Source organism: Spirochaetota bacterium (assembly GCA_040756435.1).
In the GTDB taxonomy this organism is placed as follows: domain Bacteria; phylum Spirochaetota; class UBA4802; order UBA4802; family UB4802; genus UBA4802.
Window position 1 is genome coordinate 1 of sequence record JBFLZD010000096.1, and the last position, 6,801, is coordinate 6,801.

Below are 6,801 nucleotides of genomic sequence, written 5' to 3' on the forward strand. Positions count from 1 at the left end.
AACAAACCTTATAAACTCATCATTTACTGAAACACAAAAAATACAAATTCTTGATTGTGCTTCTGAATTCATTCAATATCGTTATGCAAATAAAGAATATACGCAAAAAGAATATCAGGATTTATTTATCAATGTGTTAAAAATCCGAAGTTCATTCCCACAAACATTATCGTATACAATTCCCAAACCACCAGGGCCAGAAACCGGTCATTATTCCAGCCATGTACGTTTCCAGGGAGGAATCTTTGATGCAAAACCGTATAGTGAACTGGTTTACAGGCCATCGTATCATGACCTGTGTGATGACCCTTCCGGGTTTATTCCTGGATCCCAAATTATATTTGGTGAAACAGCAATTCGCTATGACTATGATAATCAAAAATTATTGTTGCAACGTTTAGAATTAATAAATATTGAATCACTTTCACCAATAAATCCGTTGATAAAACCATTAAGCTGGAAAGTAATTACTGGTTTTGACCGTTTACCTTTTGAAAGCAATAATCAGACACTGGTGTACCATCTTAATACTGGAAGCGGTTATACCATTGAGATTTTCAAATGGCTGCAAATATATGGCATGATTGAATTTTCAGGCTTACTCAATAATAGCTTTAATAATAACATTGAAGCTGGTCCTGGAATTTCAGCAGGGTTTGTGGTTCAACCTTTCCAACATTTTCGTATCAGAAGTTATATAGTTGATACATATTATCTTTATGGAGAAGCATATAACTTTTTAACTATGAAAGCCATTATGCAATACAATGTAAGTCAACGATATAGTATGCGATTTGAAGTAGCAAGCTGGTATAATAAACAGTGGTATAATCAGTTTTCAGGTGCATTGACTTTCTATTTCTGGTGATTAATTTTATGAACTATCGCTTCCATATAATTTTATGTATAAGTTTACTATTAGTAGGCTGCCTTGACAGTGTCATCTATCATCCTGACAAAATAACACCACCTACCAGCATATTACCCTTCCCCGCAGAAGATGTTTTTATCCGTGTCAATGAAACAGTCACTCTTCACTGCTGGTTCATTCCATCACAAACAGCTCGTTTTACTTTATGCTATTTTCATGGTAATGCAGGCCATATTTATGATAGAATTGAACTGCTGAAACTTTTACATTCCATTCCGCTTTCTATTTTTATAATAGATTATAGAGGGTATGGCAAAAGCAGCGGTGATCCCAGTGAAACCGGGCTGTATGAAGATGCAATGGCTGCATGGATGTATTTGACTGAAGTTAAAAGAATATCACCAAAAAACATTATTTTGTTTGGGCGTTCACTTGGAGGACCTATAGCTTTGTACTGTGCATCAAAAACAAACCCGGCAGGTATTATTATTGATTCAAGTTTTACCAGTATTAAATCCATGGTGCAATATCACAGCTCAGGATGCATGTCACTGTTTTTCAAAGAAAAATACCCAGCTATTGATTACATACAAAAAATAACCATACCTGTTCTGATACTTCATAGCAAGGATGATGAAACTGCACCATTTTCCATGGGACAGGAACTTTACAGACAATGCCCATCAAACAAAAAATATTTTGTTGAATTACGAGGCAGCCATAATAATAATTTTCTTGTTGATGCGCCATTATACCACAACAGCATACAAGAGTTTGTTTTATCATTAATCAGAGAGGAGTGATTGCACTATGATAAAAAGATATGTAGTTCTATGTATATGCTTTTTATTTCCACTATATTCTGTTGCACAGGATTGCGTACCCATATCTTTTAATGCATTACGAATGCTCGCAGAAAGCCGCATTGACCCATGCCCAATATGTCAGAAGAAACTTCAAAAGCAGGCATTGGGACAAATTACAAAAGATATATATCTGGATAGAAAGATAGTTTTTAATTCATCATGCAGCCTGATGAAAACTCAGCAAACAAAAGATAACGAATTAATGCTCATGACAAACTATGACTCAAAAATTATGATTAATGGAGCAGAAACTGATCTGCCATATATTATATTAAAGTTTTACACACATGAAAACCACATTGTTGGAATTGATGAGAAGGATTATACTTCAAGGGAAATTCAGAATATGTATAAAAATCTGATGTATAATAAACCTGTTGAAGCAGAAGTAACCATCATTCCTTACAAATACAGTGATTTTGCATCGGCAATGTATTTGCCAGAACGAAATGCATTAATCATTCATTGTAAAATCATCCGTTTGCAACAGATACAATAAATATTTTATTTACTCAATTGCCTCTGCCAGTAGTGAAATGGGGTGTACAACCGTGTACTTTGTATTCATCTCTATTTGCCATTTACAGGTTTCACAATCGGTCACCACAAAATCTGGGCTTGCCTCTTCAATTATTTTAAAGAGTTCACTTCCCACTGCCTGAGAAATGGCATAATATTCATTTTTAAATCCATATGTACCCGATATTCCGCAACATTCAGAATGCAGTATTTTAACGGTTAGTCCGGGTATTTTACGCAAAAGTTCAATTGTGAATGCAACATTGCCCATACGCTCTAAATGGCAGGGTGAATGGTATGCCACCGTATATTTAAGTGGTTTTAAATTGGGGATGTTGCCTTTTTCAAATTCCTCAAGAACATATTGCGTAATATATGCTATGTTGTTTGCAATAGGGGTATTATCAAGTTCAAGCAAATTGGGATATTCATGTTTCAACGCTAACGAGCAGCTTGATGAAGCTGAAACAATCCTGGCCTGTTCATGAGGCAGTGCTCTGGACAACACCCGTATATTATGCCTGCCATGCGATTGTGCCTTTTTTATATATCCATTTGCAATCAAAGGAACGCCACAGCATTTTTCTTTGGTAATGATGACACCTTTACCCAATGCATTAAGTACTTTTACTACATCTTTGCCTAACTGAGGATAATTGTAATTAACATAACACCCATGAAAGTATACTACCTTTTCAAGATATTTATTCTGATATTTTCTTGCTTCTTTAAACCATTTTCTAAATGTCATGGATGCATAGTTGGGGAATGTTCTGCCTTTAGGAATTTGGAAAACCAGGTCAAGAAAATATTTAACAATTCCTAAATGTGTAAAAAAATTGACTATAGGTGAAAATATTGTCCCAAATGTGCCCATTAAATCAGTGCGACTGAGCAAAAAATCCCGTATCCTGAATTCTTTTTTGGAATAGCGCCATTTGGCAGTTTGAATAATATCGGCAATCTTTACATCAGAGGGACAAGCTATTTCACACCGCTTACAGTTGGAACAATATTTTAATGATATATCAAGAAGCTGTGGGTTTTTTATTCTAAGCCGTTCGGTATCAGGTCCTGACTGCTTGGGACCGGGATACAGATGTGTAACTCGCGCAACCGGACAATAAATGGTACACACGGTACATTTTATGCAATGGTCAAAACTTATGTTTTCTAACTTTATCATGGTACTATCTCATAAGCTTATATAAAGATATAATCTGATTTGCAGCCTTGTATGCGGTGCTTATCGCCACACCACTTCCACAGCCTTCCCTGATTGGATTGTAATGCGCAAGTATTGCCCCGCTGCAATATACATTCTGGATAATATTGTTCTTGCTATCATACGGCCGTAAGTTTTCATCCGTTACCACACCATACTCTAAGAAGGGATGAGAATTACTGTAAAAGAATTGCGGGCTATACCATTTATTGCGTTCAGGCTCGTAATGAAGTTTCAGTTTAAATACAGGCTCATACATATTATTGAATTCACTTATCATTCCACCGCTAAAAAAACTGCCCGTTGATAGAATATAAAATTTTGCTTCCAGTGGATTTTCTGGATGATTGGCAGTATACACAGCCTGCACCACATCATTGCTACTTTCAGCACGCACTACTTTGTCACCAGCAATGTACACGCCACCCAACTGAGCAAACCGTGATTTCAGCGCATTGTCAATTCTCAATCCAAGGATTGATGGCGGAAGTGTTGGAATTTCATAAATGAGTAACCTGGTGCGGCTTTGCAATATATTGTGTATCTGATTGAAGTTATGAATCCCCATGAAAGCAGGGATAACCACAAAATCAGCACCTTCGGCAGCAAGCCGTATAGCATCAGCAATTCTGTATACATTTTCTTCATTTTCAAAAATACGGGCAATGTCAATGGATCTGTACTCATGCGGATGCCTTGTTAAATCTTGAAGCTGGGGCATATCAATACTTTTGGCAATAATTTCACAGTTTGCAAATAACGCATGCTTTGAAAGCTGTGCAGCAGCTAACTGAGGATGAAAGTCTCGGTAACCTTCAAAATTAACAATGACAATTTTTTTCATGCTTTTAAAACGGTTATACACGTCCTCATTAAACACACTTCGTTGCGAAAAGTACGTTGGCTTAAGCGTCCCCAATGCAGTAACATGGAAATGATTGAGGTTTTCATTATCAAAAAGGTATACGTTTTGCGTTTCACATTCCTGTTTAAAAAACTGCAATGCTTCAACAATTAATGCCTTGCCACATTTTGCATATGGATGCTGTGCGATAGTTCCTGTTAAAGTATCCAATGCCTCAAAAGGCTTATACACCACTTTATTATTGATATACCCCAACACATCAATAGAACCCGATGAGAAATGTAATGCACTCATCCCCGATGATATTATTGCAGTGTGCAGTCCTTCCTTAACACATCGAATACCTGCAGTTAATCCGGAAATTCCACCACCAATTATAATACAATCAAATTTCATTTTTCTTCTTCCTCAACAAGTCCAAGCCCAAATAACCCCTGATATATCCAGTAGGTAAATTCAAATTCACGTAACCCATCACCCCACAGTACAGGTTTCATGCCTTTGAAACGTTCTTCAAGGAAATCTTTTAAAAGCTTTGTTGATGTATCCGGTGTAAATTCACCAAATTCAGTGAAAAGTCCGGCAGCTCTATAGGCACACAACTCGCCCTGGCATGGCCCCATACCTATGCGGGTACGGCGGCGCAAATCTACAAGGTCTTTCACTTTAAGGTTTTTGATGGCATACTCAACTTCACCCAGTGTGACCATTTCACATTCGCAGATAAGCCCATAATTACGTTTCTGCAAACTCAATATATTATGAACACGTTCACCATGACGGTAATGCGTTGAACCAACCACCGAATTAGGAATACCAGAAAAATATTTTATCTTTTTTGTGTACCCAACCCTTTTTTCCGAACCGGGTAATGGTATTTTGTGGGTTAGACAGCGCGAAGTATTACCAAGCTTTTTTGCGACGAGATCGGTTGTCATCTCTGCCATAAGACGGTACGTCATAAGTTTGCCACCAGCTATTGTAATGAGGCCCTGCACATTATCACGTTCTTTATGGTCAATGAGCACCACACCGCGGCTTATTTCTCTGCCATCCATTTCACCAGAAACTGCAACAAGCGGTCTTACTCCACAATATGCTCTCAATACACGCGCCTTGGAAACATTGGGAATTAATTTCTCGCCATCTGCCAACAGTACTTCTATTTCATCATCATCAACAACCAGCTCATCAATTTTGTCATAGGATATTTTACGCGAAGTTGTACCAATCAATGACACCGTGTCACCGGGAACTATTATATCACCATCCGAAGGCACACGGCACCGGTTTACCACTACATTATTTATCCTGTAATCAATAATAACCATGGAACCCTTGGAAGGGAACATCTTCAGTTCAATACCAGCCGTTTGACATATATGCTGCCCCCAAACTCCCGAAGCATTAACAATAATTGGTGCATAAACTTCAAAGTATTCTTTGGCTACCTTATCATAGCACTGTACACCAGCCACCTGATTTTGTTTAAGCATGATGCGTTCTACTTCAGTATGAGTCAAAACTGTTGCTCCCCTTTCTACTGAATCCAAAATATTTGCAGAAGCAAGTCTGAAAGGGTCTATAGTTCCATCAGGCACCCATATTGCAGAAAGTATATTGGGATTCAAGTTTGGTTCTGTTGCCAGAGCTTTCTTTACACTTATTTCCTTAGCATCAATACCAGCAAATTTACATGATTCAAGCAACCTGTTATGATAGGTAGGGTCATCTTCCGGAAGGGTTACAAACAAACCGCCTGTTGGCTCAATGCAATGCCAGGCAATTTTTTTTAAAATTCGGTTTTCATTAATACACTCAGTAGCTGATTCAAGGTCTTTAACAGCATACCGTGCACCTGAATGAAGAAGGCCATGATTTCTACCTGTTGTACCTGAGGCTATATCATTTTTTTCAATTAAAACAGCCTTAATGCCGCGCAGGGTGCAATCTCGCAATACGCCACATCCTGTGGCACCACCACCAATCACTATAACTTCAGTTTCTATTGTCCTCACAGATATCCCTTTTAATAACCCTAATACTTTTTATACATAATTATACCAATTTTATGTTATTTTAAAATGAAAACATGTGGTATAAAAAAATTTTATTCATACCGTACCATTTCCCATGCATTACATCTATTTTCAGTAGATACACGTTATGTTATAGTATAGTATATAAATAGCTAACCTTCCTTAAGCTTTTGAAACAATTAATACTATTATTACTCATGATGAAAGCAAATCATAAAAATTTATGCGATAGATATGGTAAAAGGGATTATTTGATATACTGTTGTATAATCTCAGGTTTAAACATACCTATACTGGCCCCGATTCTAACCGAGCACAGAATTAGCATAAATATTGGTTGAAATCGGAGGCTGGTATGTCACAAACTGTACGTATGAAAAGGATAAGTGCTAAGAAAAAGGAAGACATAGTATTAC

At 37.2% G+C, this 6,801-nt stretch carries 6 protein-coding genes; 3 read left to right on the forward strand and 3 right to left on the reverse strand.

Annotation, left to right across the window (positions count from 1 at the left end; genetic code table 11):
* From AB1444_15910 to AB1444_15920, 3 genes are all read left to right on the forward strand, one after another.
* On the forward strand, positions 1-868 hold an 868-nt coding region (locus AB1444_15910), incomplete at its 5' end, for a hypothetical protein (GenBank protein ID MEW6528141.1).
* Positions 869-876: 8 nt separating this feature from the next.
* Positions 877-1,674, forward strand: a complete 798-nt coding sequence (locus tag AB1444_15915; GenBank protein MEW6528142.1) for an alpha/beta hydrolase — start codon at positions 877-879, stop codon at positions 1,672-1,674.
* 7 nt (positions 1,675-1,681) lie between these two features.
* Positions 1,682-2,236, forward strand: coding sequence for a hypothetical protein (locus tag AB1444_15920; GenBank protein MEW6528143.1), 555 nt, complete (start codon positions 1,682-1,684; stop codon positions 2,234-2,236).
* 9 nt (positions 2,237-2,245) lie between these two features.
* On the opposite strand, the gene glpC is transcribed toward AB1444_15920, so the two are convergent.
* Genes glpC through glpA form a run of 3 tightly spaced genes read right to left on the reverse strand, consistent with a single transcriptional unit; the run spans position 2,246 to position 6,364 of the window.
* Positions 2,246-3,442, reverse strand: a complete 1,197-nt coding sequence (glpC, locus tag AB1444_15925; GenBank protein MEW6528144.1) for an anaerobic glycerol-3-phosphate dehydrogenase subunit GlpC — start codon at positions 3,440-3,442, stop codon at positions 2,246-2,248.
* Positions 3,443-3,446: 4 nt separating this feature from the next.
* The gene (gene glpB, locus AB1444_15930) at positions 3,447-4,742 is read right to left on the reverse strand and encodes a glycerol-3-phosphate dehydrogenase subunit GlpB (protein MEW6528145.1); all 1,296 of its coding nucleotides are present in this window, start codon (positions 4,740-4,742) and stop codon (positions 3,447-3,449) included.
* The gene (gene glpA / locus AB1444_15935) at positions 4,739-6,364 is read right to left on the reverse strand and encodes an anaerobic glycerol-3-phosphate dehydrogenase subunit A (protein MEW6528146.1); all 1,626 of its coding nucleotides are present in this window, start codon (positions 6,362-6,364) and stop codon (positions 4,739-4,741) included. Before glpA ends, glpB begins: the two co-directional genes overlap by 4 nt.
* Positions 6,365-6,801: the final 437 nt, after the last annotated feature.

What these genes read in the sequence shown, in the direction of transcription:
- AB1444_15915 (MEW6528142.1), top strand. Translation starts at nt 877, where the DNA reads ATGAACTATCGCTTCCATATAATTTTATGTATAAGTTTACTATTAGTA.
- AB1444_15920 (MEW6528143.1), top strand. Translation starts at nt 1,682, where the DNA reads ATGATAAAAAGATATGTAGTTCTATGTATATGCTTTTTATTTCCACTA.
- glpC (MEW6528144.1), bottom strand. Translation starts at nt 3,442, where the DNA reads ATGATAAAGTTAGAAAACATAAGTTTTGACCATTGCATAAAATGTACC.
- glpB (MEW6528145.1), bottom strand. Translation starts at nt 4,742, where the DNA reads ATGAAATTTGATTGTATTATAATTGGTGGTGGAATTTCCGGATTAACT.